Annotated in this window: 14 protein-coding genes and 1 pseudogene; 5 read left to right on the forward strand and 10 right to left on the reverse strand. The window is 71.1% G+C overall.

What is annotated here, in order from left to right; all coding sequences use genetic code 11:
- Positions 1-9 precede the first annotated feature (9 nt).
- Genes ACZ6KY_RS19140 through ACZ6KY_RS19150 form a run of 3 tightly spaced genes read right to left on the reverse strand, consistent with a single transcriptional unit; the run spans position 10 to position 12,364 of the window.
- Positions 10-4,023: a non-ribosomal peptide synthetase gene (locus tag ACZ6KY_RS19140; RefSeq protein WP_469311446.1), complete on the reverse strand. Its 4,014-nt coding sequence runs from the start codon at positions 4,021-4,023 to the stop codon at positions 10-12.
- On the reverse strand, positions 4,020-7,340 hold the full coding sequence (locus ACZ6KY_RS19145; RefSeq protein ID WP_469311447.1) for a non-ribosomal peptide synthetase: 3,321 nt from the start codon (positions 7,338-7,340) through the stop codon (positions 4,020-4,022). Before ACZ6KY_RS19145 ends, ACZ6KY_RS19140 begins: the two co-directional genes overlap by 4 nt.
- Positions 7,337-12,364, reverse strand: a complete 5,028-nt coding sequence (locus ACZ6KY_RS19150; RefSeq protein WP_469311448.1) for an amino acid adenylation domain-containing protein — start codon at positions 12,362-12,364, stop codon at positions 7,337-7,339. Before ACZ6KY_RS19150 ends, ACZ6KY_RS19145 begins: the two co-directional genes overlap by 4 nt.
- A gap of 283 nt (positions 12,365-12,647) precedes the next feature.
- Here ACZ6KY_RS19150 and ACZ6KY_RS19155 point away from each other — a divergent pair.
- Positions 12,648-12,833, forward strand: a pseudogene (locus tag ACZ6KY_RS19155) (hypothetical protein); the annotation flags it as partial.
- A gap of 213 nt (positions 12,834-13,046) precedes the next feature.
- Here ACZ6KY_RS19155 and ACZ6KY_RS19160 read toward each other — a convergent pair.
- Positions 13,047-13,787: a class I SAM-dependent DNA methyltransferase gene (locus ACZ6KY_RS19160; RefSeq protein WP_469311449.1), complete on the reverse strand. Its 741-nt coding sequence runs from the start codon at positions 13,785-13,787 to the stop codon at positions 13,047-13,049.
- Positions 13,788-14,055: 268 nt separating this feature from the next.
- Between ACZ6KY_RS19160 and ACZ6KY_RS19165 the strand changes: the two genes are divergently transcribed.
- Positions 14,056-14,316 (forward strand): hypothetical protein, encoded by a 261-nt coding sequence (locus ACZ6KY_RS19165; RefSeq protein ID WP_469311450.1) that lies wholly within the window; start codon positions 14,056-14,058, stop codon positions 14,314-14,316.
- Between the two features lie 206 nt (positions 14,317-14,522).
- Here ACZ6KY_RS19165 and ACZ6KY_RS19170 read toward each other — a convergent pair whose 3' ends face one another.
- Positions 14,523-16,097, reverse strand: coding sequence for a multicopper oxidase family protein (locus ACZ6KY_RS19170; protein WP_469311451.1), 1,575 nt, complete (start codon positions 16,095-16,097; stop codon positions 14,523-14,525).
- A 376-nt stretch (positions 16,098-16,473) separates the two neighbouring features.
- Entirely contained in the window at positions 16,474-17,163 is a 690-nt protein-coding gene (locus ACZ6KY_RS19175) for a TetR/AcrR family transcriptional regulator (protein ID WP_469311452.1), read from the reverse strand.
- Positions 17,164-17,300: 137 nt separating this feature from the next.
- On the opposite strand from ACZ6KY_RS19175, the gene ACZ6KY_RS19180 reads away from it, so the two are divergent.
- Complete coding sequence (locus tag ACZ6KY_RS19180) at positions 17,301-17,969, forward strand: DUF2218 domain-containing protein (RefSeq protein ID WP_469311453.1); 669 nt, start codon at positions 17,301-17,303, stop codon at positions 17,967-17,969.
- Positions 17,970-18,107: 138 nt separating this feature from the next.
- Here ACZ6KY_RS19180 and ACZ6KY_RS19185 read toward each other — a convergent pair whose 3' ends face one another.
- A complete protein-coding gene (locus ACZ6KY_RS19185; RefSeq protein ID WP_469311484.1) occupies positions 18,108-19,730 on the reverse strand; it encodes a SpoIIE family protein phosphatase in 1,623 nt (540 codons plus the stop codon).
- A 194-nt stretch (positions 19,731-19,924) separates the two neighbouring features.
- A complete protein-coding gene (locus ACZ6KY_RS19190) occupies positions 19,925-20,605 on the reverse strand; it encodes a class I SAM-dependent DNA methyltransferase (RefSeq protein WP_469311454.1) in 681 nt (226 codons plus the stop codon).
- A gap of 627 nt (positions 20,606-21,232) precedes the next feature.
- Here ACZ6KY_RS19190 and ACZ6KY_RS19195 point away from each other — a divergent pair.
- Both ACZ6KY_RS19195 and ACZ6KY_RS19200 read left to right on the forward strand, forming a co-directional pair.
- Positions 21,233-22,297: an NAD(+)/NADH kinase gene (locus tag ACZ6KY_RS19195; RefSeq protein ID WP_469311455.1), complete on the forward strand. Its 1,065-nt coding sequence runs from the start codon at positions 21,233-21,235 to the stop codon at positions 22,295-22,297.
- 118 nt (positions 22,298-22,415) lie between these two features.
- Positions 22,416-23,045 carry a dihydrofolate reductase family protein gene (locus ACZ6KY_RS19200; RefSeq protein WP_469311456.1) on the forward strand — a complete coding sequence of 210 codons (630 nt, stop codon included), beginning with the start codon at positions 22,416-22,418 and terminating at the stop codon, positions 23,043-23,045.
- A gap of 389 nt (positions 23,046-23,434) precedes the next feature.
- Here the strand turns inward: ACZ6KY_RS19200 and ACZ6KY_RS19205 are convergent, their stop codons facing one another.
- Entirely contained in the window at positions 23,435-24,073 is a 639-nt protein-coding gene (locus ACZ6KY_RS19205) for a TetR/AcrR family transcriptional regulator (protein WP_469311457.1), read from the reverse strand.
- A 239-nt stretch (positions 24,074-24,312) separates the two neighbouring features.
- The gene (locus ACZ6KY_RS19210; RefSeq protein ID WP_469311458.1) at positions 24,313-25,008 is read right to left on the reverse strand and encodes an HAD family hydrolase; all 696 of its coding nucleotides are present in this window, start codon (positions 25,006-25,008) and stop codon (positions 24,313-24,315) included.
- Positions 25,009-25,131: the final 123 nt, after the last annotated feature.

Below are 25,131 nucleotides of genomic sequence, written 5' to 3' on the forward strand. Positions count from 1 at the left end.
CGTTGCCCGTCACGTGGCTGCGGACGGGCGCGCGGCGTGCGCCGCGGCCTGGTGGGGGCGGACGATCCCGGCGATCCGCGCGGCCAGTTCACCGACGTGCGGCGGGTGCACCATGTCGTGGTGGTTGCCCGGCACCGGCACGGTGGCGACCGTGCCCCGGGTCAGCGCCCGCCAGGCGTCCGGGTCGACGTCGGGGCTCTTGAGGGTCGGGTGGGCCTCGGAGACGGTGATGAGGTGGACATCGGCGTCGAGGACGGTGCCGGGCCGGTACCGCCCGGCGGCCACCCCGTTGGCGCGGGCCACCTCCACCATGCGGCGCACGGCCGTGGACTCGATCCGGTCGGGCAGCCGGCCGTCCTGGTGGGATCGCCGGACGAGGGCCGCGATCAGCGCGTTGTCGTCGAGCGTGTGCATCTGCTGCGACGACAGTCCGGCGTCGGCACCGAACCGCGAGAGCACGTCCTCGTCGCCGACGAGGTCCGCGGACCCCGGCACCGGCGAGTCCAGCAGCACCAGCGCGGCGACCTTCCGGCCCGCCCGCTCCAGCCGCGCCGCCATCTCGAAGGCCACGACACCGCCGAACGACCAGCCGCCGAGCAGCACCGGACCCTCGGGCGCCACGTCGGAGATCTCGGCCAGATAGCGCTCGGCGATCTCCTCGACGGTGCGCAGCGGCGCCACGTCGGTGTTGTACCCGACCGCCTCGACGCCGTACAGGTCGACGGAGCCCTCCAGTTCCCTGGCCAGACCCATGTAGGAACTGACGCCGCCGCCGTGCGGGTGGACCAGGAACAGCGGCGAACCGGTGGTCGGCGAAGCCGACGCCAGGGGCACCAGCAGCCGTTCGGAGACGGCTGACATCCCGGGCAGCGCCCCGCACAGCGCCTCGATCGTCGGCGTCCTGAAGAACGTGCTCAGCGGCACGCTCACACCCAGCTCCCGCCGTACCGCCTCGACCAGTTCGAAGGCGCTCAGCGAATTGCCACCCGCGGCGAAGAAGTCGTCGCGCACGCCCACGGGTGATCGGCCGAGGACCTGCTCGCAGATCGACGTGACCCGCAGCTCCAGGGAGTCCCGGGGCGCGACAGGCTCGGTGCCTCCTTCCGCGGCCGGCTCGGGCAGCCGCTTGCGGTCCACCTTGCCGTTCGGGGTGAGCGGCATCCGTTCCAGGCTCACCAGCGCGGCCGGGACCATGTACTGCGGCAGCCGCTCGCGTAGGAAGCCGCGCAGGCCGGGCTCGTCGGGCTCGTCCCGCCAGGAGACGTAGCCGATGATCCGCCGGGCCAGACCCTCGCCCGAGGTGATCACCGCGGCCCGCGCCACCGCCGGGTACCGCTGGAGGGCCGCCTCGATCTCGCCCAGTTCGATCCGGTGGCCGCGGATCTTGACCTGGGAGTCCTCCCGGCCGATGAACTCCAGCGTGCCGTCGGTTCGCCGACGGGCCAGGTCGCCCGTGCGGTACAGCCGGCCGTCGGCGTCGAACGGGTCGGGCACGAACCGCTCCGCGGTCAGCCCGGGTCGCCCGGCGTAGCCGCGGGTGACGCCCGCGCCGCCGATGACCAGTTCGCCGACGGCCCCGACCGGCACCAGCCGCATCCGGTCGTCCACCAGGTGCACCTGGGTGTTGGCGATCGGCAGCCCTATGGAGACCGGCCCCGCCGCATCGTCCGGGACGATCCGGTGCAGGGTCGAGTAGACGGTGGTCTCGGTCGGCCCGTACAGGTTCCACAGCCGCGACACGCGTGGCGCCAGTTCTCGGGCCAGCTGCGGGGAGAGCGCTTCGCCGCCGGTGACGGCCTGCAGGCCGCCGCCCTGCCAGCCGCCGAGCAGCAGCAGGTGCCAGGTGGCCGGCGTCGCCGCCAGGATCGTGGCGCCGGATTCTGCCAGAGCGCCGGCCAGGGCGGCGCCGTCGGAGGCGGTCTCCCGGTCCACGACGACCATCCGGGCACCGCTGACCAGCGGCACGAACAGCTCCAGCACCGACGCGTCGAACGCCACGGTGGTCACCGTGCACAGCACGTCGTCACCGGAGAGGCCGAGGGTACGGGCGATGTGCAGGGCGAAGTTCACCAGGCCCCGGTGGGGCACCATCACCCCCTTGGGACGACCGGTCGAACCGGAGGTGTAGATGAGGTACGCCAGGTCGTCAGGCCGCGGCGTCACCGGCTCCGGCGGTTCCCCCGGCGGCAGCGGCGGCGGCGCGCCGATGTCGACGACTCGGACGTCCGCGTCCAGGTCCAGCCCGGCCACCAGCTCGGGACGGCCCAGCAGCAGCCGCGCCCCGCTGTCGGCCAGTACGTACGCCAGCCGGTCCGGTGGATAGTCGGACTCCAGCGGGAGGTAGGCCGCGCCCGACTTGAGGACCGCGAGCAGCGCGACCAGCAGCTCCGGGGACCGCTCGACCATCACGCCCACCGGGGCGTTCGGGCCCGCGCCCTGGGCCCGCAACACGGACGCCAACTCTGCTGCCCTGCACACTAGTCGGGCGTAGGTGATCTCCGTGCCGTCCAGACCCCGCACGGCCACCGCCTCCGGGGTGAGCTCGGCCTGCCGGTCCACCAGCTCAGGCACGAGCAGTGGAGATTCCGGTACGGCGGTGTCGTTCCAGCCGTAGAGCAGCAGCCGCTCCTCGCCCGGCGTCAGCAGGTCCAGATCGCCGATCCGGGTCTCGGGGCGCCGCACCGCGTGCGCCAGGATCCGCTGGTAGTGCTCCGCGAACCGGCCCACCGTGTCGGCCTCGAAGAGCTCGGTCGCATAGGAGATCAGCACCTCCATCCGGTGGCCCTGTGTCACCACCGTGACGTCCAGGTCGAAGCGGGCGGTGTCCGCCTCGACCGGCAGCGACCGGGCCGACACCCGGGGCAGTCGCAGCTGCGAGGTCTGCTCCTCGACCAGGTTGAACAGCAACTGGAACAGCGGGTTGCGGCTCAGGTCGCGCTCCGGCCGCAACTCATCGACCAGCACGTCGAACGGCACGCCTTGGTGCTCGTACGCCTCCAGCGTGGTCCCCCGGACCCGGGAGAGAAGTTCGGCGAAGGTCGGGTTGCCCTCCAGGCCGGTGCGCAGCAGGACCGTGTTGACGAAGAACCCGATCAGGCCCTCCGTCTCCTGAAGGGTGCGGCCGGACATCGGCACGCCGATCGTCACGTCCCGGCTCCCGGTGTGCCGGGAGACCAGGGCCGCGAACGCCGAGAACAGCACCATGAACGGCGTCACGCGGTATTTCTGGGCCAGCTCCCGTACCCCGTCGGCGACCTCGGCGTCGATGACATGGGAGATCCGGGCGCCCGTGCCGCCGCGCACCGCGGGCCGCGCCCGGTCGCCGCGCAGCTCCGTCGGGGTCGCCCCGGCCAGGGTCCGTTTCCAGTGCTCCACCTCGGCGACCGCCTCCGGCGTCTCCAGCCGCCGGGCCGCCCAGTCCGCGTAGTCCCCGTACTGGATCGGCAGATCGGGCAGTTCCGGACGGCTGCCGGCGGTCAACGCCGTGTACGCCTCGGACAGTTCCCGCCACAGGATCTGCATCGATGCCGCGTCCACCGCGATGTGGTGCACGACCACGGTGAACAGGTAGCGCTGCTCGGGCAGTTCGGTGAGCCGGGCGCGCAACCACGGGCCGGTGGCGAGGTCGAACCGCCCCTGGATGTCCGCGTTGCTCAGCCGATACGCCTCGTCGTAGGCCGGCCCGACGGTCAGGTAACGCAGATCGGTGCGCTGGAGCCGGATCGCCGACGCCGGTCCGACGCGGAGCCGCGGGCCGCCGGTCGCGTCCTGCACCACCCTGGACCGCAGGACGGTGTGCCGCTCCACGACCAGCCCCAGCGCCGCGTCGAGCGCGTTCGCGTCGAGCAGCCCGGTCAGCTCGAAGACCTGCGCCATGTTGTATTCGACGAGTTCGGGACGGAGGTGTTCGAGCAGCCACACCCGTCGCTGCGCCGCGGAGAGCGGCGCGTCCACGGCAGGACCCGAGTCGGTCCGCCGCCGCACGGTGTCCACCGCGCGTTCCACGATCGGACTTGTCGTCATCGGGGCGTCCTCCCGTCGGCCGTACCGGACGCGGGCAGGAGGTGTCCGACTGCTTCGGCCATGGTGTGGATGGTGGGGTTGTCGAAGATGAGTGCGAGGGGGATGTCGGGGGAGAGTGCTGTGCGCAGTCGGGAGACGATTCGGGTGGCGAGGAGTGAATGGCCGCCCAGGGCGAAGAAGTTGGCGTGGACGTCGAGGTCGGGTTGGTCGAGTACTTCCGTCCAGATGCCGGCGACCAGTTGCTCGGCTGCTCCGCTCGCCCGGGTGGTGGTGTTCTGGGTGGTGGCCTTGGGCTGGGGCAGGGCCCGGTGGTCGGTCTTGCCGTTGGCGTTGACGGGGATGTGGTCCAGCACGGTGATGCTGGAGGGGATCATGTAGAGGGGCAGTTGGTCGCTGAGGTGCGCGTTCAGGCCGGCAAGAACGTCGTGCTGGCGGTCGTCGTTCTCGGTGGTGATGTAGGCGGCGAGGCGGTGGTCGCCGGGGGTGGGTTCCCATTTGGTGACGACGGCGTCGCGGATGTGGGGGTGGCGGCGCAGGGTGTGTTCGATCTCGGCGGGCTCGATGCGGATGCCGCGGATCTTGACCTGGCTGTCCGCGCGCCCCAGGAACGTCAGCCTGCCGTCCGGACGCCGCACGCCGCGGTCTCCGGTCCGGTAGAGACGCCGGCCGTCGGCGAAGGGATGCGGTGGGAAGGCCGCCGCGGTCTTGCGGACGTCACCGAGGTAACCGCGGGCCAGGCCCGCTCCGGCGAGGTAGAGGTCGCCGGGAACGCCGTCGGGTACCGGGTTGAGGTGCTCGTCCAGGAGCAGGACCTGGTTGTTGGCGATCGCTTCACCGAGGGGGACCTCGCCTGCCTGTTCGTCCCGGGGGAGGCAGGTGTGGCTGGTGGAGTCGATGGAGACCTCGGTGGCGCCCCACTGGTTGTGGAGGCGGGCGGGGGTGTGGGCGAGGCGGTGGTGGAAGGTGGCGACGAGGTCGGGGCGCAGGGCTTCGCCGCTGGAGATGACGTGGCGCAGGTGGGTGAGGGGTTGTCGGACGGGGGTGATCTCGTCGAGGAAGAGCGCGAGCATGGAGGGGACGAAGTGGAGGGCCACGATGTCGTGGCGGGCGCTCCAGTCGGCGATGGCACGCGGATCACGGTGCAGGCCGGGCGGCAGCATGACGACGGTGGCACCGGCGATGAGGGGCCAGAAGATCTCGACGGCGGAGTCGTCGAAGCTGAGGATGGTTTTGTGCAGGACGTTCTCGCCGGGGTTCAGCGGGTATCGGGATTGCATCCACTGCATGCGGTTGGTCCAGCCGGCATGGGTGGAGGCGACTCCCTTGGGGGTGCCGGTGGAGCCGGACGTGTAGTAGACGGAGATCAGGTTGTCCCCAAAGGCGCCGCTGTCGGGCGCGGTCGGTGAGGACTCGGTGAGTGTGCCCGGGCCGCAGTCCAGGACCGTGAGCGCGCCGCTCCCGCCGGCGATCCTGAGCGAATGGGCGCGCTGGTGGTCCGCGCAGACCACGGGTGCTCCCGCATCTGTCAGGAGCCTCATGGCACGGCCCACTGGCAGGTCGGGGTCCAGTGGCAGGAAGGCGCCGCCCGCTTTCACGATCGCCAGGAGTGTCACCGCCATCTCCGCGGACCGGTCCATCCACAGGCCGACCGGGGTGTCCGGGGCGACCCCGGCAGCCTGCAACTGTGCCGCCAGGTGATTGGCACGGCCTGTCAACTCCGCATAGGACAGGGTGGTTTCGGAGTCTGTGACAGCCACGGCATTCGGGGCCGCCACAGCGACGCCGTCCACCAGATCGCCCAGCGAACCCTCCGGGAACACCACAGACTCACCCAGCCCGGCTGCCAGGAGTCGGTCGCGTTCGCCCTCGTCGACCATGCCGACACGGGAGACGGGCCGGGCGGGATCGGCCAGCGCGTTGCGCAGGAAGGTGACGAAGTGCCGCATCAGCCGGCTGATCGTCACGGGCTCGAAGAGGTCGGACGCGTAGTACGCGACACCGGTGAACGTGTCACCGGCCCGGGTGAGGGCCACGGTCAGGTCGAACCGCGACTTGCCGTCGATCAGTTCCACCCGCTCGGTCGCCAGACCGGGCAGCACCAGGTCGTCCGTCTCTTCGTCGCCCAGGGAGAACAGCACCTGGAACAGCGGGTTGCGGCTGGGGTCCCGCTCCGGCTGGAGCTCCTCAAGCAGTGCCTCGAAGGGGAGCTCCTGATGCTCGTAGGAGGCGATGGTGTTCGCCCGGGTCCGGGTCAGCAGCGCCTCGAACGACAGGTCGTCGGCCAACTGGGTTCGGATCAGCAGGGTGTTGACGAAGTAGCCGATCAACCCGTCGAGTTCGGGACGCACCCGGCCGGCGATCGGTGTGCCCAGGGTGACTTCCCGGGTCGCGCAGTGCCGGGCGAGGACCACGCTGAACGCGGCGGTCAACGTCATGAACGCGGTTGCGTTGTGCTCCCGCGAGAAGCGGTTGACGGCCGCCCCCAGCTCGCCGTCGACGGTGAAGGAGAACTGCGCACCGTTCCCGGTCCGTACGGCCGGCCGGGGCCGGTCCGTGGGCAGTTCGTCGGCGCTCGCTCCCGTCAGCCGCTCCCGCCAGTGGTCCAGCTGGTGCCGCAGCCGCTCCGGCGTCTGGTGGACCCGGCTCCACGCCGCGTAGTCCCCGTACTGGAGGGGCAGCGGTGGAAGTTCCGGCTCCCGGCCGGCCGCCAGAGCCTCGTAGGCTCGGGACAACTCCGACCACAGCACCCGCATCGATGTGCCGTCGATCGCGATGTGATGGATCACCAGCACGAGCAGTGCGTCGTCCTCGGCCAACCGCACCACAGCGACCCGGAAGACCGGACCGGCGGCCAGCGAGAGCGGCTCGCGCATCAGCTCACGCGCCAACTCCAGTCCCGCCGCGTGCCGTTCACCGGCGTTGTCCCCGGCCGCTTCATGGACCAGGACCGGGACCGGCGCGGCCGGCAGCACCCGGGGGACGGGGGCGCCGTCCCGCTCGTCGAAGACCGTCCGCAGCACCTCGTGCCGCCCGGCGACCACCGTGAAGCTCCGGGCCAGCACGTCGACGTCGAGAGCGCCCCGGAGCCTGATCACGGTGGACGTGTTGTAGCCCGGCATCATCTGCTCCAGGAACCACATCCGCTCCTGCGAGTACGACGCCACGGGCGCGCCCGGCTCGGCCGCCGGGATGGCCGTCGTCGCCGCGTCGCCGCGCTGCGCGGCACGGGCACCCTGGAGCAGCGACCTGACCTGGGTCCGTCGCGCCGCCTGCGGATCGGCCTCGGGGCCGGCCTGGGGAATCCGGGTCGTGGTCATGATCGGGTCCTCTCGGCCGTTGCGTCCCCGACGGCGGCCGAAGCCGCGTGCGCGTCCTGGTCGCCTACCGCGTCGAGCAGCAGGTTCTCCAGGGCGGTGGCCATGGTGTGGACGGTGGGGTTGTCGAAGATGAGGGCGAGCGGGACGTCGACCGACAGCGCCGAGCGCAGTCGGGAGACGATCCGGGTGGCCAGCAGCGAATGCCCGCCCAGGGCGAAGAAGTTGGCGTGGATGTCCAGCTCGGACCGGTCCAGCACCTCCGCCCAGATGCCGTCGATCAGCTGCTCGGCCTCCGTGGCCGGCCGCACCGCGACCGCGTCCGCCTCGTACCGCGGCTCGGGCAGGGCGCGGTGGTCGGTCTTGCCGTTGGCGTTGACGGGGATGCGGTCCAGCACGGTGATGCTGGACGGGATCATGTAGAGGGGGAGTTGGTCGCTGAGGTGGGTGTTGAGGTCGGCGAGGAGGTCGTCTTCCGCGATGTCGTGGTGGGTGGTGATGTAGGCGGCGAGGCGGTGGTCGCCGGGGGTGGGTTCCCATTTGGTGACGACGGCGTCGTGGACGTGGGGGTGGCGGCGGAGGGTGTGTTCGATCTCGGCGGGTTCGATGCGGATGCCGCGGATCTTGACCTGGCTGTCCGCGCGCCCCAGGAACGTCAGCCTGCCGTCCGGGCGCCGCACGCCGCGGTCACCGGTCCGGTAGAGCCGCCCGCCGTCGGCGAACGGGTGCGGCACGAAGGCCGCGGCGGTCTTACGGGCGTCGCCGAGGTAACCGCGGGCGAGGCCGGCACCGCCCAGGTAGAGCTCGCCGGGGACACCGTCGGGGACCGGGTTGAGGTGCTCGTCGAGCACCAGGACCTGGTTGTTCGCGATCGCCTCACCGAGGGACACGTCACCCGCCCACTCGTCCTCCGTGACACAGGTGTGGCTGGTGGAGTCGATGGAGACTTCGGTGGCGCCCCATTGGTTGTGGAGGTGGGCTCCAGTGGGGGCGAGGTGTTGGTGGAATTTGGTGACGAGGTCGGGGCGGAGGGCTTCGCCGCTGGAGATGACGTGGCGGAGGTGGGTGAGGGGTCGGCGGGTGGGGGTGATCTCGTCGAGGAAGAGGGTGAGCATGGAGGGGACGAAGTGGAGGGCGGCGATGTGGTGGTGGGCGCTCCAGTCGGCGATGGCGCGGGGGTCGCGGTGGAGTCCGGGAGGGAGGATGACGACTGTGGCGCCGGCGATGAGGGGCCAGAGGATTTCGACGGCGGAGTCGTCGAAGCTGAGGACGGTTTTGTGCAGGACGGTGTCGCCGGGGGTGAGAGGGTACTGGGCTTGCATCCACTGGATACGGTTGGTCCAGCCGGTGTGGGTGGAGGCGACGCCCTTGGGGGTGCCGGTGGAGCCGGACGTGTAGTACACCGACACCAGATGGTCCCCGGTGACACTGTTGTCCGGAGCCGTGGGTGCGGACTCGGTCAGCGTTCCCGGACCGCAGTCCAGGACCGTGAGAGTGCCGCCCGCGAGTGACTCGGCCCGCTGTCCGTCCGCACAGATCAGGGGCGCTCCCGCGTCTGTGAGGAGCGCCACGACACGGCCCACCGGAAGGTCGGGGTCCAGCGGCAGGAACGCACCGCCCGCCTTCATGATCGCCAGAAGGGTCACGACCATCTCGGCGGACCGGTCCATCCAGAGGCCGACCGGCGTGTCGGCCCCGACCCCCATCGCCCGCAGCCGTGCGGCCAGGTGGTTGGCGCGTCCCGTCAACTCGGCGTAGGACAGGGTCCCTTCGGAGTCGGTAACGGCCGGCGCGTGCGGGGTGCCCGCGGCCACGGCGTCCACCAGACCGGTCAGCAGCCCGCCGGAGAACTCGACGCGTTCGCCGAGCCCGCCGCCGAGCGCCGGAGGCTCGCGGTCCGCCGTGTCCCCGGACACCAGCGCGATCCGGTCCATCGGCCGGTCCGGCTCGGCGACCGCCGACTGCAGCAGGGCGACGTACTGGCCGACCATCCGCCGCATCGTGTCCTCGTCGAACAGCGAGGTGGCGTACTCCCAGATCAGCGTGATCCGGTCGCGGTCCGGGTGATCCTCACGGCCCGCGCGCTGCTGGGCCCGTGGTACCACCACGATGTTGAGGTCCATCTTGGACGAGCCGTTGTGACGCTCCAGGACGGTGCCCCGCACACCCCCGAACTCCAGCTCCGGGACGATGGCGTTGTGGAAGCTGAACATCACCTGGAACAGCGGGTTGATCGACGGCACCCGGGGCGGCGCCACGGCCTCCACCAGCCGGTCCAGCGGCACGTCCTGCCAGTCCGAGGTCTCCACCAGCACCTCGTGCACCCGCTGCCGCAGCCCGGCGAAGTCCGGGGAACCCGAGGTGTCCAGCCGCAACGGCAGGGTGTTCACCACCATGCCCAGCATGCGCTCGGTCTCCGCGAGCCGGCGGTTGGCGGCACCCGTGCCCACCACCAGGTCGCTCTGCCCCGAGTAGCGGCTCAGCAGGGCGGCGAAGCCCGACAGCATGGAGGCGAACAGCGTCACCCCCGACCGCTCGCTGGACTCCCTGAGCGCACGGCTCAGTTCGGCCGGCAGCTCCACCCGCAGGGCCGCGCCCTGGAAGGACGGGACGCGCGGACGCGGCCGGTCCGTCGGCAGGTCGAGGACCAGCGGGGCATCCTCCAGATGCCCCTGCCAGTAGTCCAGATGACGGTCCAGCACCTCGTCGCGCATCCACGCGCGCTGCCAGGCGGCGAAGTCGGCGTACTGGATGGGCGGTTCGGGCAGCGGCGACGGCCGGCCGGCCGCCAGCTCCGGGTAGATCGCGCGGATCTCGTCGAGGAGCACGCCGAACGACCAACCGTCGTGCACGAAGTGGTGCTCCACCTGGACGAGGGTGTGGTCGTCGGGCGCGTGCCGGATCAGCAGCCAGCGGGCCAGCGGTGGGTCCGTCAGCTCGAAGGGACGGCGGATCGTATCCCGTACGACCTCCTCGGTACGGCGCTCCCGGTCCTCCTCCGGCACGTCCTGGAGGTCGACCACGGGCACCCGGACCGCCATCGGGGGACGGATCTCCTGCACCGGGACGCCGTCGACCGTGGAGAACGCCGTACGGAAGATCTCGTGCCGGCGGACCACCTCGGTGATCGTGGCGCTCAGGGCCTTCGCGTCGAGCGGTCCGCGCAGCCGGATGGTGGCCTGGGCGTTGTAGGCGAGGTTGCCCGGGGAGAGCTGCTCCAGGAACCAGATCCGCTCCTGCGGGAAGGACAGTGGCAGCGGACGGTCCCGGGGGACGCGGACCACCGACGGCAGCGGCGGCGCGCTGCGGCCCAGCCGGTCCAGCTCGGCGGCCATCCTGGCCACCGTGCGCTCCTCGTAGATGCTCGATATCGGCAACTCGGTGCCGAACTCCGAACGCACCCGCGCCGCGAGGCGCCCCGCGAGCAGCGAGTGACCGCCCAGCAGGAAGAAGTCGTCGTCGACGCCGACACCGTCGATACCGAGGAACTCGGCGGCGATCTCGGCGAGTCGGCGTTCGGTTTCGGTGCGGGCTCGGGTTTCGCTGCCGCCGAGGCCCAGTGATGTGCGGCTGAGGGTGGGCAGCGCGGCTCGGTCGAGTTTTCCGTTGGGCAGCAGGGGGAGTCGATCGACGACGGTGATGGTGGGGATCATGAAGTGGGGGAGGCGTTCGGCGGCGAATTCGCGCAGTGTCAGTGGGCTGGCGTGGGGTGCCGCGACGTAGGCGGTGAGTCGGTTGTCGTCGCCGTTGTGGTCCATGGTGATGGCGACGTCGTGGACGGCGGGATGTTCGCGCAGCACACTGGCGATCTCGTCGGGTTCGATGCGGAAGCCGTTGAGCTTGATCTGTTGGTCGATGCGGCCCAGGAAGTCGAGCTGGCCGTCGGGAGTGGTCCGTACGAGGTCCCCGGTGCGGTAGGCGCGTTGGCCGGGGGTGTGGGGGTCGGGCACGAAGCGGTCGGCGGTCAGGGCCGGGCGGCGGATGTATCCGCGGGCCACGCCGTCGCCGGCGATGACCAGCTCGCCGGGTTGGCCGGGTGCTACCGGGCGCAGTGAGTCGTCGAGGACGTGGAGGCGCACGCCGTCGATGGCGTGGCCGATGCTCGGTTTGCCGGCTCCCTGCCCGGTACGGGACAGCGAGGCCCATACGGTGGTTTCGGTGGGGCCGTAGGCGTTGAACATGGTACGGCCGGGGGCCCATCGGTCGACGAGGTGCTGGGGCAGGGCTTCCCCGGCGCAGATGATCGTCTCCAGATGGGGCAGTTCCCGGGGCGGCAGCATCGCGAGGACGCTGGGGGGCAGGGTGATGTGGGTGATGCGGGTGTCGGCGAGGAAGTCGCCGAGGCCGGGCCCGTAGAGGATGTCGCGGCGGGGCGGCAGGACCAGTGTGGCGCCCGAGCACAGGGCCATGGTCAGTTCGAAGACGGATGCGTCGAAGCTCGGTGAGGCGAACTGCAGGACGCGGTGGCCGGGGTGCACGGTGAACGCGGTGCGTTGTGCGGCGGCCAGGTTGGCGAGGCCGTGCTGGGTGAGGGTGACGCCCTTGGGGCGTCCGGTGGAGCCGGAGGTGTAGATGACGTATGCCGCGGACCGCGGGTGCAGCCGGGGCACCGGGAGGTCTTCGGCGGGCGCGGTGTCGGCGGCGGGCTCTGCTAGGGAGATGCCGAGTTCGTGCAGCCATGGGGGTGCGGGCAGGTCGGTGATGACCAGGGTGGTGTGGGAGTCGCGGATCATGTGGGAGAGCCGGGCGGCCGGGTAGGAGGGGTCCAGTGGCAGCCAGGCGGCGCCGGTGCGGGCGACGGCCAGGAGCGAGGTCACGAGGTCGAGGGAGGGTTCCAGAAGCACGCCGACCGTTGTTCCCGGGCCCGCGCCAAGGGAGTGCAGGCGGGCGGCGGTGGCGGTGGCGCGGGCGGTGAGTTCGGCGTAGGTCAGGTGGTGGTCGCCGAGTTCTGCCGCGGGGAGGTCGGGGGTCGCGGCTGCCTGGCGCAGGAATGTGTCGAGGAAGTGTCCGGGATCTGCTGGTGTCACGGAATTCTCCATGAGGGCGGTGACGGACGGGCGGTGACCGTAGAGCGGGCGATGACCGGTGGCCGGCCGGTCCGTCGTCGCGGTTGCCCTGCTTCGGCGGTTGCGGGCAGACGTGGACGGACGTCCGGGAGGAAGGGGAGGGGGGAGGGTGTGTGCGGGCTGGGTGCGCGGTCCGGGCGAGGGCGATCATCGATCGGTGTGGTCACACTAAGTGCGCCATGACAGCCAAAACGGCACTGTCGGAGGCACTTTGAGCGGCACTTCGGTACACGGGTCGTGCCACTCACACCTCCCGGCCCGCCGGAGGCGAGGTCCCGCGGGACAGCTGATCCGCACCGGCTCCGCCGGCGGCACCCACGCCTTCCTCGACCGGCTCTCCCGCCGGGCCGGTGGCTGTCGTACTCCGAGGGAACAACCGCACCCCGGAGCTCAGTTGCGCTTCACCGATCTCGACGGGACGCGGCTGACCTGATCCACCATGTGGAGTGCGTGGCGATTCTGGGGCCCCGGCCAAGGGCACCTGAATGTGGATCCCCCGACGCGCCCCAAATGTCCTGGCTGTGCTGGGAGTTGCCCTAACGGAGTTTGGCGGACACGAACCGGGACAACCCCAACCGCGAGGTTCGCTTGTCGTTTCTCGGGTAGCCGGGCGCGGTCAGGACCGCGGGGGCGGTTCCCGGTCTCAGGCCGGCTTGCGCCACACGGAGATGTGCTTCGCGGAGTCCTGGGTGAAGGGCGCCCCGTCCCAGTCCGCAACGCGCCGTTCCAGTTCGAGCCCCGCGATCCGTGCCATCAGGTCGAGTTCCGCCGGCCACGCGTACCGGTGCCGGGAGGCGTCGCGGCGGTAGCGGCCGTCGTCACCGTCGCGCGTGAGGTGGTGCGAGACGAGGATCTGCTCGACGAGGTCGAACGTGTCGAAGCCGAGGTGCCGTTCGGAGACGTCGAACGGCACCGCGACCTGCCCGGGAGGCAAGAACCGCAACGGCGGAACACCCAGCTCGATGACGAACCGGCCGCCAGGCGTCAGATGGCGCGCGGCGTTGCGGAAGCACTCGACCTGCTCGTCCTGCGTGAGCAGGTTCGTGATCGTGTTGTAGACGAGATAGACCAAGGTGAACTCGCCGGTGACGACGGTCTTGGCCATGTCCCCGATGATGACCGGGAGTGTGTCCTCGTCGAGCTTGTGCCGCAGGACGGCCGCCATGTGCTCCGACAGTTCGATGCCCGCGACCGGCACGCCGCGTTCCCGTAGCGGGACGCCCACTCGTCCGGTTCCGATGGCGAACTCAAGTGCCCTGCCTTCTCCGGCGAGTTCGGCGAGGAAGGCGAGAGCCGGTGCGAGAGCGGCGGCCGAGGAGTTCTCGCTCTCCTCGGCGTCGTAGCGGTCGGCGGTCGCACGGGTCCACAGCTCGCTGCTCGTCATGGGAAGCCACTTTGGCGGGCGCGGCGGCCCCTGTCGACTCCTTTCGCTCCGGCTCCGAGCACACGCTTCGGGGCAGGAACATGTGTCGCGGCACCGATGAGGCCTCCTGCCGGAGGTGGTCGTTGTCGTGTCGCCGAGTTGATCAGGGAATCAGCCTGTGTCCGGTCCGCGGAGGCGGGCCGTGGCGGGAGGGGCAGGTGACCGAAGGGGCGGACCTGCGGCTTCTTCGAACGGACCGCCTGTTCCTGCGGAGGCACGTGGAGAGGCGGTGCTCCTCACCGGACGAGCCGGACCGGGCCCCGACGGCCGGCGCCTCACGGTGGACCTGCTTCCCGATGGCAGGGGGATGATGGCCGCCGACCTGCGGGACAGCGGTGTCACGGTCAACCCGCTGCTTCCCGGAGGCGCGACCGGCACGGGGATGCCGCCCCAGGAGGCCGTGCCGGAGGAGGGCCGGACGTTCCTGCTCCCCGCTGTGATGGGCCCCCATCGTCTGGCTGGCCTCCAACGACGCGGTCGGCGCGCATGACGGGCGGATCGTCGCCGTCGAGTTCGAGAGCCGGCTGCGTGAGAGGAAGGGCGGGCGGTAGGACGGACGCTAAGACGGGAGCGGCAGTGGGGGCGGTCGTACGGGCCACCGGAGGCATGCCCGGTGACCCGACGGCCCGTACGAACCAGGGGAGCGAGCGCCGTCGGCCGCCCGGGCCGGGAACCGAACGCCGAGGCTCCGAACGCTCAGGCTCCGTAGGCCAGGAGCGCCATCATCCCGGCCTCGCTGTGATACGCGTTGTGGCAGTGCAGCATCCACTGTCCGGGGTTGTCGGCGTCGAAGACGACGGACACACTCGACCTGGGCAGCACGATGGTGGTGTCCTTGCGCGGGCCACCGCTGTCGAGTTGGTAGGTGTGGCCGTGCAGGTGCATCGGGTGCCACATCTTCGTGGCGTTCACGAAGTCGAGTTGGACACGCTGGCCCTCCTGGACGAGCAGCGGGTTCGCGGTCGGGTCGGCCATGTCGAACTGCTTGCCGTTGATGGCCCAGTCGTATCTGCCCATGCTGCCGCTCAGTTTGACGCGGTGAACCACGTCGGGGTCCTTCGCCTCCAGCCGTACGTCGTCGCTCGCGCGCAACTGCGCGGCGGTCACCATCAGGCCGTCCAGTTCGGCCGGCCGCACGGTCGGGTCCGGCGCCCTTCCCGAGCCGGTGCGCACCAGGGCCATGCCGGCGATGTCCTTGCCCTCGGCGAGTGCGACGAGCGGGAAGACGCCGTCATCAAGGGTGACCAGGACGTCGTACCGCTCGCCCATGGCGATCAGCAGGGCGTCGACCTCGTGGTGCTCGACGGGGAAACCGTCGGTGTGCGTGACGGTCAGTTTGTGGCCGCCGAGCGCCACCCGGTAGGCGGTGTCGGCGCCCGCGTTGATGATCCTGAGGCGGACACGCCTGCCTGACTTGCCGGTGTAGACGGCCGGGTCGGTCGGCACTCGCCCGTTCACCAGGTGGTACGGGTACCTCACGTCCCCGGCGTCGCTGCCGAGCAGGGGGCTGGAGGCGCCGCTGAGGCTGAACTTCGTCGACGTGCCGTCGCCGGAGGACGCGGACGAGACAGGGGACGGCGAGGACGCCGCCCCTTTCGGACCGGTCGAGCGGGTCGTCTTCGGGTCCATGCCGGGCATGTGATGGCTGAGTTCGGCGAAGACCTCGTCGGGCGTACCGGTCACGCCGTCGAGCCAGTCGTCGAGGACGACGACCCACTCGTCGTCGTACGACAGCGGCTCTCTGGGGTCCTCGACGATCAGTGGCGCGTACATGCCGCGGTCGACCTGGATACCCACATGCGGGTGGAAGAAGTACGTGCCGGGCGTGTTGGCGATGAAGCGGTACGTGAAGCTGGATCCGGGACGCACCGGGGTCTGGGTGACCGGCGGTACACCGTCCATGTCGCTGCGCAGCGAGATGCCGTGCCAGTGGAGGGACGTCGTGGTGGCGCCGGGCAACTGGTTGGACAGCTCGGCGGCGAGCGTGTCTCCGGCGGAGATGCGGATCTCCTTGCCGGGAACCCGGCCGCTGAAGGCCCAGGACTTGACCCGGATGCCGCCGCCCAGGTCGAGCGTGGCGGGCGCGGCGGTCACGTTGAGGCTCTGAACCCTGCCCGTACCGTTCCGCTTCCTCTCAGCGCGGGCGACCTGGGAACCGGAAGGGCTGAGGAGGGAGGAACTGTTGGCGCCGTCGTTGCCGCAGGCGGCGAGCAGGCCGGTACCTGCCGCTCCCAGTCCGGCGAGGACGGAGCGACGGTTGATGCTGTTCACGAAGGGTCCTCTTCTCGATGCGCGAAGGCGTTAGGAACGGTCCACACACGGCTGGGCGGCGTCGAGGGACGCGGGAAGCCGTGGGGCGCGGCCTATGTGCGCGGTCGAGAGCGGGATGGCAGGTCGGGAGACGGGTTCCGACACGTCGTGCGGTGGAGTCGCCGGTGTCGTTCTGACAGTCGGGTCGGGGAGCTCGCTGCGGAGCAGTACGGCGGCCAGGGGGCACAGCGTGACGACCAGACCGCGAACCCGGCGGGCGGCGCCACCGAACCGGGCCCAGGGCAACTCTCGTACCGTCATCAGGGGCGTCCGCACTTCCTGCGAGCTAGGACGGCCACCATACCCTGCACGGGTATGCGCGCCCCGGAACCGTCGATCAGGAATCAGCCGAATGCGGACCCTGGGTGAAGTGGTCGGGCCCGTGCTGTCCGGGGTGACGCGGTGGACGCGTGGTGCCGCCGGTGTGTCGGGGAGCTTCGGCCGTGTCGGTGACGCCGGGACGCACGCCGGCCAGGGTGACCGCGACGAGGCGGTGCGCCGCGGCCTCGGAGGGCAGGTCGCCGGCGGCGGTCAGCGCGTGCAGGCAATAGCTCGCGAGTTCGCCGGGTGCGATGTCGCCGCGAACGGCTCCGGCCCCCGCCCCCTCGGTCAGCAGTTCCTCGACCATGCCGTGGAGTCTCCGCTGCGCCTGGGCGACCTGGCTGTCGCGGTGCAGGAACGCGGAGAGGTCGCCGTCGTGGTGCCGGCGCGACGCGCGGGAGATGAGGGCGAACGCCCGCAGCACGGCTTCGAGGCGCTCGCCGGCACCTGCGGTCCGGTCCCGGACCTCGGCCAGATGGTCGAGGTGGTGGCCGATCTGCCGCTCGTGCCAGGCGAGGAGGATCGAGTCGACGTCCGGGAAGTACTTGTACAGCGTGGCGCGGCCGATCCCGGAGTCCTTGGCGATCCGCGACATCGTCACCGAGGTCAGTCCGTGCTCGGAGACCAGTGCGGCGGTGGTTTCCAGGACGGCATTCCGTACGGCGGCGCGGTGTGCGTCGATCGTCTCGTTCCAGAGCTTGGGCACGGCCTCAGTGTACGGTCCGGCGCTTCCGTGACACTTTGCATTGACAGAGACAGTGTGTCTCGATAAAACTGAAGGCGTCCGGGAACACCCGGGCCGGAGGTCCTGTACATCACCACCACGCCGCACGAAGGAACGCCATGCCCACCGCTGAAGCCCGCGTCGAGACCGACCGGCCGAGCCGGTACCTCGTCCAGCTCTGCAGGCACTTCTCCAACAAGGGCCGCCACCTCGGTCACCGGCTCCACGGTCATGGGGACGGTGACGAGCGGGCGCTGCGTGACATGCGGGCCGTGGCGGAGCAGGCTCGGGTCGAGTGGTCCGACGCCGAGGGGCAAGTCGCCCTCGCCTGGGGTCGGATCACCCTGCGGGCCACGCCGGGAGTGCTGTCACTGCATGCCGAGGCGGCAGCGGACGACGATCTGAGGCGGCTTCAGGATCTTGTCGCCGGACACATCGAGAGGTTCGGCCGACGCGACGGGCTGACGGTGCGCTGGCAGTCCCCGGCCCCGGATTCGCCCGCGCCGCCTCCCGCCGACGACGCCGTGGCCGCAGACGTCGTCCAGTCTCCGGCAGGGGAGACAGGGCCGCGCCGCGGTCGCCTCAGGGCGATGGGCCTCGGGGGTGTCGTCGTACTCGTCCTGGCCGTACACCTGGGGCTGGGCGGTGTTCTCCTGTCGAACTGGCGGTGGACAGGCTGGGCGGTCGGCGGCCTCCTCGCGGTCGTCCTGGTGAAGGTCGCGCTGGTGGGCGGGTTCGCCATCCGTCGCTTCCCCCGGCGCCACGACAGGAACGGCGACGTTGCCTGACTGCGTGGGGCTGGACTGTGTGACCGAGCCACCGGGCGGCCAGTCAACCGCGTGACCGCGTGACCGCGTGACACCTGGCCCCGGTCGTCCGTCCTGCCGTGGCCGGAGTGCGCGGGGCCCTACCGGGCGGAGCGGCCGCTACTTCGCCGGGATCTTCTGCTCGAACCAGACGACCTTGCCGCTGCTCAGTCTCGTCGCGCCCCAGCGCAGGGCGAGTTGATTGACCAGGAACAGGCCGCGACCGCTCTCGTCCCCGGGGTCGGCCTGCCGCATCCTGGGCACCTGGGGCGAGTCGTCGGTCACCTCGCAGCGCAGGACATCGGTGCGCAGCAGCCGCAGCGAGAGGGGCCGCGAGGCGAAGCGCACGGCGTTCGTCACGACCTCGCTGACCATGAGCTCGGTCGGGTCGATCAGCGATTCGAGACCCCAGCGGCGCAGGGCCCTGCGGGTCAGCCGGCGTGCCTGTCCCGCGGTCATCGGGTGCGGGGCCAGGTGCCAGTAGCCGACGCTGTCCGGCGGGAAGCCCTCGAACCGCGCGGTGAGCAGGGCGATGTCGTCGTCCCGGGCCCCCGGGCTCAGGGTGCCCAGTACGTGATCGCAGAGCACTTCCAGCGAGGCGAGCCCCTGGGCCGTGCTCTGGAGACGGACCCGCAGTGCCTCGACGCCGCTTCCGATGTCCGTGTCGCGGGACTCGACGAGTCCGTCGGTGTACAGGACCAGGGTCGCCCCGGTGGGCGCGGCCATCTCCACCGACTCGAAGACGACGCCGCCGACGCCGATCGGAGCACCGGGCGGAACCCCCAGGACCTCGGCGCGGCCGTCCTCGTGGAGCAGTACCGCGGGCGGGTGACCGGCGTTCGCCATCAGCAGGCGGTGCGAGATCGGGTCGTAGATCGCGTAGAGGCAGGTCGCGATGTGGTCGCTGCCCAGCCGTTGGGCCTGCTCGTCGAGGTGGTGCAGGACCTCGTTGGGCGGCAGATCGAGACCGGCGAGGGTCTGCACGATGGTGCGCAACTGGCCCATGATCGCGGCGGAGGTCATGGAGTGACCCATGACGTCGCCGACGATCAGGGCGACGCGGTTGCCGGGAAGCGGGATCGCGTCGTACCAGTCGCCGCCGACCTGGGCGGTCTTCGAGGCGGGCAGGTAGCGGCTGGCCAGCCGGACGCCGGTGGGTTCGGGCAGCGACGACGGGAGCATGGTGTGCTGGAGCGTGTCCGCCACGGCGGCCTCGTGGCCGTACATCACCGCCTTCTGGACCCCGAGCGCGGTGTGCGTGGCGAGTTGCGAGGCGACGAGCAGGTCGTCGCTGGTGAAGACGGGGCGGTCCGCGCCCCGCAGCAGGACGACCATGCCCATGACGTGATGGCTGCCGTGCAGCGGGGCGATGATCAGGCGGTGACCAGGCGGCAGCGTCCCCGGTGGGTCCGCCCCCGCCGCGAGCAGTTCGGCGACGGCGGGCGCGTTGCCCGGCGCGTCACCGAACGCGGGACGCCCGTCCCGCAGCAGCTCCGCGAGCCGTCCGCTGCCGGCCGGTTCCACCCGCTCGGCGACTTCGAGGACCGCGGGGGGTGGCGGGGACCCCTCGGCTCGCGGCGGTGTCGGCAACACCCGCTCGGTGCTGTGCAGTTGAAGCACGACGGGTGCGGCCGACTGTTCCGTGCCCACCGGCAGTGGGTCGTCGAGGTGGATGAATATCGCGTCCGCGAACGCGGGCACGGCCGCCTGCCGCAGTTCCCGGAGTGTCTCGTCCAGATCCATTCCGCGGGCGATCCGCCGCGTCGCCACATCGAGATACCGCAGGCGGTCGGTCTGCGGCACGCGGCCGTCCGTCACGGCGGCAGGTGAGGGGAGGCCCTGTGGCGGGGCGGTGCCCTCGTGGGGGGTGTGGTGCTCGGTCACGCGTTCTGTCCCGTCCAGTGGGTGGCGCGGTCCGCGGCTCGGACTCCGCCTCCTCAGTCCGTCCGTCTGCAGCAGAGGAACACCTGCTCCTCCGGCGGGACATCGGCCACCGCGGGGGCGTACGTGTACGAGGTCTCCTTGACGATCTCGAAGCCCGCCTCCTCGATGACCTTGTGCAGGTCCTCCCGCAGATAGCCGGAGACCCTGATCGTGTTCCCGAGGAACGGGATCGCGAAGTCGTCCACATCGGCCTCGACCATCGACAGGACGAACAGGCCGCCGGGAGCGAGGAGGTGACGGATCGTCAGCAGGGCGAGGGGAATCTCCGCGCGCGGCAGCATCAGCAGCGAGAAGAAGGCGGCGACGGCGTCGAAGCGGCCGAGGTCGCGCGGGCCCCCCGGCCGCAGGTCGGCGAGGTCCAGTTGATGGAACGTCGCGTCGGGGACGTAGGTGCTCGCGAGCTTCACCATGCCGCCGGAGAGGTCGACCCCCACGACCTCGAATCCGGCGTCCGTCATCTGGCGCGAGGTCGGCACGCCCGTGCCGCAGCCGAGATCCAGGACCCGTGATCCCCCGCCCAGTGATCCGATCAGCCACTCGCCCGCGGTGACCTGGCCTTCCTTGTGCGGAAAGGCCTCCTCGTAGCGGTCGCCGATGGCGTCGAAGGCTTCGGCCTGGCCTCTGCGGTCGAGCCGGATGCTCTCGTAATCAGTCCCGTGATTGCTGTTGATCACGAAAGGAACCTTTCATGGGGGCTATCGGAGTAGTCCAAAATTCGGATGAAAGCAGCCGTGACAGGATCTCCGAGCCTTATCGGTCGCTCAGGAGACGTCAATTCGAGACGATAGTCGTTCAGTGTTCGGCGGGATGCCAGAGTGTCCGAAATCGCTCGGTCGGCGGGACGGCTCCCGCCTCGCGTGCCCGGCTGTCCATCGCACCCGAACTCGCCTCGGCCGCCCCGATGTCGGGGCGCCCAGGCAACGCTGACACGGCCGGAATCCGTCCGGCGGACTCGGGTGGCCGGGGCGGGTCGCGGCGACAACTCGCCCCCGTGATCGGGGACGAGCGAAGTCGGTTCTCCACGGGCGGAGTTGATGTGCTCGCCGGGAACGTGACGTCGTACGCACCGGGGACCGGGAACGCGACGGCCGCCGTCGCCCCGCACAGCGGATTTCCCCCTCGGTCGCGATGGCGGCGACGGTCCCGACGCGGCCGGTCGGCCCGTCTCCGCGTACCGGAATGTCGCATTCGTGGAAGGATCGTGTCCAGTCCCGGGCCCGAGCCCGGAAGAGACCCGCCACGACCCGCCCGTCATCGGTCCCGGGCCTGCGGGACGCGCTCACGTGGACGTGGAGGTTGCTGTGTCCGTACACCGCGTCGGCCTGGTCGTCCACCAGGGGCGGACAGCGGCCCGCGACGTCTCCCGCGCCGTACACGTCTGGTGCGACGCGCGAGGCATCAGGTGCACCGAGATCGACGTCTGGGCCAAGGACCAGCAGCGTCGGGGCGGCCGTGCGGAAGCGGAGGCCGCCGGCAACCCGGACCTCGTCGTCACGCTCGGCGGCGACGGCACCTTCCTGCGTGGCGCCCGGATCGCCGTCAAGAGCGGCGCGAACGTGCTGGGCGTCGACCTCGGCAAGGTCGGGTTCCTCACCGAGGTGCCGGCGGCCGACGTCACACGGGCGTTGCAGGCGGTCCACGACGGGACGGTCACCGTCGAGGAACGCATGACACTGACCATGCGCGCCTCGCGGGCCCTGGAGATTCCCGGGGGAATGGAGGCCCTGCTCCACTACGGACGGGGTCCCGCCCTGCCGCCGCCGCAGGTCAGAGCGGAGACGACAGAGGGCGACGGCTGGGGGGTCGCCCTGGATGTCACGGCCCTGAACGACATCGTCCTGGAGAAGCTGGCCCGGGACCGCCAGGTCAGCGTCGGCGTCTACTTCGCCGGACGGCGGCTGGCCTCGTACTCGGCGGACGCCTTCGCCGTCGCCACCCCCACCGGATCGACCGCCTACAGCTTCGCCGCGGGCGGCCCCGTGCTCTCCCCCCACATGGACGCGGTCGTCTTCACGCCGATCGCGCCGCACATGACCTTCAACCGCAGCGTGGTCGCCGCGCCGGACGAGCCCGTCGCCCTGCGGGTGCTGCCCCACTCGGGCCAGGCCGCCGTGAGCATCGACGGCCAGTTGCGCGGTGTGCTCGACCCCGGCGACTGGATCGGTGTCTTCCGGTCGCCGCAGCGGGTGCGCCTCATCCGGCTGCACGCCACCGACTTCTACGGCCGGCTGCGCGACCGCTTCCGTCTCACCGACGCACCGGCCACGGCGGCGGACGGCGAGCCCGCCCCGTTCTTCCGCCCAGACAGCCCCGTCCCGCCGGACCTCGCCGAACTGCGCCTGCCACCTCCTTCGGCGGCCCGCTGACGGCGGGGGCCGCGTCCCGCGCGGATGTCGCGATTTTCCGGGAGAAGCTGTCGATCCAGGTGCGTCCCGTTCGACGCACGGTCGAGAGCGGGAAACCACGAACCCGAGGAGCACGGTCATGCCCAAGCTGCGCGTACACAACATCACCGTTTCGGTGGACGGTTACGCCGCCGGACCCCACCAGCGTCTCGAACGCCCGCTGGGTGAGGGCTTCGAGGGGATGCACGAGTGGATGTTCGCCGCGATGCGCGACCGGGCCGACGGGAAAGGAGGAATCGACGTCGAGTACGTGGAGCGCAGCGAGGAGAACATCGGCGCCACCATCATGGGACGCAATATGTTCGGGCCCCAGCGCGGACCCTGGGAGGACGAGTCGTGGACGGGCTGGTGGGGCCCCAACCCTCCGTACCACAACGACGTGTTCGTGCACACGCACCACCTGCGGCCCTCGGTCGCGATGGAGGGCGGAACGACCTTCCACTTCACCGACGAACCCATCGAGACGGTCCTCGCCCGTGCCTTCGAGGCGGCGGCGGGCAAGGACGTCCGGCTCGGCGGCGGATCGGCCACCGTCCAGCAGTACCTGCGCGCGGGGCTGATCGACGAACTTCACCTGGCCGTCGTCCCGCGGCTCCTAGGCCGGGGCGAGCGCCTGTTCGACAATCTTGGGGACGGGATCGACGGCTACCGGGTCGCCGAGCTGGTCGGATCGCCGGCCGCGACGCATGCCCGGCTGGTCCGTCGCTGACGGGTCTCCAAGCCCGGCTGTTCCGCCGCCCACTGCGGCGAGGACGGTGAATGGTCTGCGAACAGCCTCTGCGGATGGTGACCTGCCTGAGGCCTGAGGCCTGAGGCCTGAGGCCTGTGGCCCGCGCCCGCGAACGGTGACTGGTCGGCGGGCTGCCCCCGCGGAGGGTGACCGGCCCGGAGGCCGTGCCCTGCGGACGGTGACCAGCCTGGTGCCCGTGCCCTGCGGATGATGACCGGCCGGGGCCCGCGCTCCGCGAACGATGACCGGTCCGGGGCCCGCGCCCCGCGGAGGTGACCGGTCGGCGGCCCGCCCCTGCGGAGGGTGACTGGTCCGCAGCCCGCCCCGCAGAGGGTGACCGGGCCGCGGCCAGCCCCGCGAGCGCGGGATCAGTCCTCCTGCGCGGGTGTGCGTGGTCCCGGCGCGCCCACGCGCAGGCCGTCCATCACCAGGTCCAGCAGGCGCCGGGCGCGCGACTGCCAGTCCCCGTGCGGATCGAGCCGCCAGAGCCCGGCGACGGCGAGCAAGAAGTCGTCGGGGGCCACCCCCGGCCGGATGGCGCCCGCTTCCTCGTTGGCCCTGAGCAGAAGCGCGACGGCCGAACCCATGGGCCCGTGGCCCAGCTTCGTGAGCGTGCCCCGAGGTGTGCCGGTGGCCGTGCGCAGCGCTTCGGCCAGGCCCGCCCTGGCCATGGCGAAAAGCGCGAGACGGTCCATCCACTCCCGCAGGGCCCGATCCGGTGCGCGGGTGGCCAGCAGGTGTGCCGCCGTGTCGGTGACCTGCCGAACCTCATGGCGGTAGATCTCCAGGATGAGTGCCTCGCGATGGTGGAAGTTGCGGTAGAAGGTCCCCTGGCCGACTCCCGCCTTCCTCGCTATCGCGCTCAGGGGTGTGTCCGCCGAGCGGGTCAGCTCCGCCAGGGCCACGGCCAGGATGCGCTCGCGGTTGCGCTGCGCGTCCGAGCGCAGCGGTCCGTCCGGACGTACGGGCGCCCCCGAGCCCGCCGTTGCGTCCTCGTCAGGGTGCACGCGTACTCCTTCCGGAACGACGGCCGGATTCCTCCCCGGGCACGGCCGGACCGCCCTTGCCGACCGCCGGACAGCCGTCCCCGGGTCCGCCGGTCGTGGCAACTGTCCGTCCAGGGACCGCCTTTGGTGGCGGCCTACTCCGTGATGCCGGCCGGAACAGGTCGCCGACCGGCATTCTGGCGTACCCGGCGGGGTTTCCGGCCGTGGACCGTCCGAAAAGCCGGCGGAAGCGCGTCGGCTCAGGAACGCGTGGCCACGCTCGCCAGCCACTTGTACGCCGCCGGTGCCGTGAACTCGGCCTGGCCGCCGCGCAGCAGGAGATCGGCCCGTGCGAAGGCGGGGTCGTCGGCCTGCGCGGCGACGTAGGGGACGGCGATGCAGCGCATACCGGCCGCGTGCGCGGCGTCGGCGCCCGGTGCGGCGTCCTCCAGGACCACGCAGTCCGCCGGGGCTGCGCCCAGCCGACGTGCCGCCTCCAGGAACACGTCGGGGGCCGGCTTGCCGTGCGCCACCTCGTCGGCCGACACGACGGTCGTGAGCAGGGAGGCGAGGCCCGTGCCGGCGAGGATCGCTTCGATGGCCTCGGGGGAGGAACCGGAGGCCACGGCCATCGGGACGCCGGCGGCGGCCAGCAGCTCCACGAACGCCCGCATCTCCGGGTACACGTGCGTGGAGGCGCGGGCCAGTTCCAGGTAGCGGCGGTTCGTCTCGGCGAGCAGGGTGTCGAGCGGGGCCGCCAAGCCGTAGCGCTCCTTCCAGAGCGCGATCGTCTCCTGGGTGCTGATGCCGACGTATCGCTCATGTTCGGCCCAGGTGAAGTCGGGGACGCCCTGCCCGGCGAGTGTCCGGCGCCCAGCTTCGAAGTAGTTCGGTTCGCTGTCCACGAGCGTTCCGTCAAGATCGAAGATGACCGAAGTTCTGCCGAGGGTGCTCATGCGGTCAAGGATGCCCGCGGATGATCCCGTCAGCCGTCAGCCGTCAGCCGTCAGCCGTCAGCCGTCAGCCGTCAGCCGTCAGCCGTCAGCCGTCAGCCGTCAGCCGTCAGCCGTCAGCCGTCA

This window comes from Streptomyces sp. NPDC042002, from assembly GCF_055588305.1.

What these genes read in the sequence shown, in the direction of transcription:
- ACZ6KY_RS19140 (WP_469311446.1), bottom strand. Translation starts at nt 4,023, where the DNA reads ATGACGACAAGTCCGATCGTGGAACGCGCGGTGGACACCGTGCGGCGG.
- ACZ6KY_RS19145 (WP_469311447.1), bottom strand. Translation starts at nt 7,340, where the DNA reads ATGACCACGACCCGGATTCCCCAGGCCGGCCCCGAGGCCGATCCGCAG.
- ACZ6KY_RS19160 (WP_469311449.1), bottom strand. Translation starts at nt 13,787, where the DNA reads ATGACGAGCAGCGAGCTGTGGACCCGTGCGACCGCCGACCGCTACGAC.
- ACZ6KY_RS19180 (WP_469311453.1), top strand. Translation starts at nt 17,301, where the DNA reads ATGCCCACCGCTGAAGCCCGCGTCGAGACCGACCGGCCGAGCCGGTAC.
- ACZ6KY_RS19185 (WP_469311484.1), bottom strand. Translation starts at nt 19,730, where the DNA reads ATGGATCTGGACGAGACACTCCGGGAACTGCGGCAGGCGGCCGTGCCC.
- ACZ6KY_RS19200 (WP_469311456.1), top strand. Translation starts at nt 22,416, where the DNA reads ATGCCCAAGCTGCGCGTACACAACATCACCGTTTCGGTGGACGGTTAC.
- ACZ6KY_RS19210 (WP_469311458.1), bottom strand. Translation starts at nt 25,008, where the DNA reads ATGAGCACCCTCGGCAGAACTTCGGTCATCTTCGATCTTGACGGAACG.